Below are 1,622 nucleotides of genomic sequence, written 5' to 3'. Positions count from 1 at the left end.
TAAATGTAAGGCGCCCACAACAACCCTCAGCGGCAGAGCCGCTGTCAAACTTAAGAACCCTCGGGGCGATAGCCCCGTCAAACTTTAGAACCCTCAAGCCCCATAGGGGCTTGTCCAAAAGGCCCTCACCAGCTCACTAAAAAAGCACCGGTTTCTGCCGGTGCTTTTCTTTTATAATCCCGTTTCCCGGATATCCCCGCTGCTCTGGGCGGCGCCCAGCATGACGGATAATTCGTAGAGTTTCTGTTTGAACGGTTCCTTTTCTTTTTTGGCCTCTTCATAGGAAATGATTCGTACTTCGCCTCGATGCATGCCTGCCAGGGCCCCTGTTTCTCCTTCCAGCAGTGCTTTCACTGCCGCCGCTCCCAGGGTGGATCCCAGGATGCCGTCCCGGGCCGTGGGCTGGCCGCCCCGCTGGATGAAGCCAAGGATGGTGGTGCAGATGTCGATGTCCGTCCGCTCGGTGAGCCATTCGGAGAGGGCTCTGCCGTCATCGGCACCTTCCGCACAGATGATGATGCTGTTCGTCCTGCCTGCTTCCATCTGGAGTTTCAGGCTTCTGGCCAGTTTTTCCCGACTGAAGGGCACCTCCGGCACCAGAATGTATTCAGCGCCGGAAGCAAGGCCGGCGTCCAGGGCGATATTTCCTGCAAACCGCCCCATCACTTCGATAATGGCTGCCCGGTTATGGGCGGAGGCGGTGTCCCGGATGCGGCTCACAGCAGATACCACGGCATTCACCGCCGTATCATGGCCTATGGTTTCATCAGTGCCATGCATGTCGTTATCAATAGTCCCCGGCAGGGTAACCGTAGGTATGCCCAGGCGGGACAGCTTTTCCGCTCCCTGGATGGACCCGTCGCCGCCGATAACGATGAGTCCTCCGATGCCCCGCTTCCGGAGGATCTGCGCCGCCTTTTTCTGGTTTTCCTCTTCAAAAAAGGCTTTGCAGCGGGCTGTCTTCAGCATGGTGCCGCCGTGAAGCACGATGCCGCTGACGGAAGATGAATTCATGGAAATCATGTCATCTTCCAGAAGGCCTGCATAGCCTCGATAGATGCCGTAAATTTCCTTACCCCAGTACAGCGCCGTCCGCACCACGCTCCGTACCGCCGCATTCATGCCCGGTGCGTCGCCGCCGCTGGTAAGAACTGCCAGTTTGTCCATAGTATCCCTCCTTTATGTATATAGATAGAGTCCTGATTATCATAGAGGCCTGATCATCTGCGAAACTGTATTCCCGTGAGTAAGGGGGTTCAGAAGGGGAAGGTTCTTAAGATGGATGGGCCTTCGGCCCAAGGGTTCTTAAGTTTGACGGCCTTTCAGGCCGAGGGTTGTGGTATCGCCCTTACGGTGCACAGCGAACACATTTTGAAGGAGCGCTAGCGACGCGCAAAATGTAGTGAGTCGTTTCCCCTTTAGAGGGCGATGAACATAAAGTCAGCGTTACGGGATTTACTTTCAGTACCATATGGCATGATAAGCATTCTGCAGTGGAAAACCATACAACCGCGCCTGCGGAGCGAGATCAGCCTGTTTTTCCTCGGGCGAAGCCCGGTTGTCAGGTTTTATCATAAGAGGGCGCCTTCTATAAATGTAAGGCGCCCACAACAACCCTCAGC

The 1,622-nt window shown here is 55.4% G+C and carries 1 protein-coding gene; it reads right to left on the bottom strand.

Annotated features, from left to right (window positions below; translation table 11 throughout):
• Positions 1-171 precede the first annotated feature (171 nt).
• Positions 172-1,167, bottom strand: coding sequence for an ATP-dependent 6-phosphofructokinase (locus HMPREF9453_RS05465; RefSeq protein ID WP_008859563.1), 996 nt, complete (start codon positions 1,165-1,167; stop codon positions 172-174).
• Positions 1,168-1,622 lie beyond the last annotated feature (455 nt).

This window comes from Dialister succinatiphilus YIT 11850, assembly GCF_000242435.1.
Lineage (GTDB): Bacteria > Bacillota > Negativicutes > Veillonellales > Dialisteraceae > Dialister > Dialister succinatiphilus.
This window is presented reverse-complemented; position numbering and strand designations above follow the sequence as displayed.

Excerpts from the sequence above, each read along its gene's own strand:
- HMPREF9453_RS05465 (WP_008859563.1), bottom strand. The coding sequence starts at position 1,167 with ATGGACAAACTGGCAGTTCTTACCAGCGGCGGCGACGCACCGGGCATG.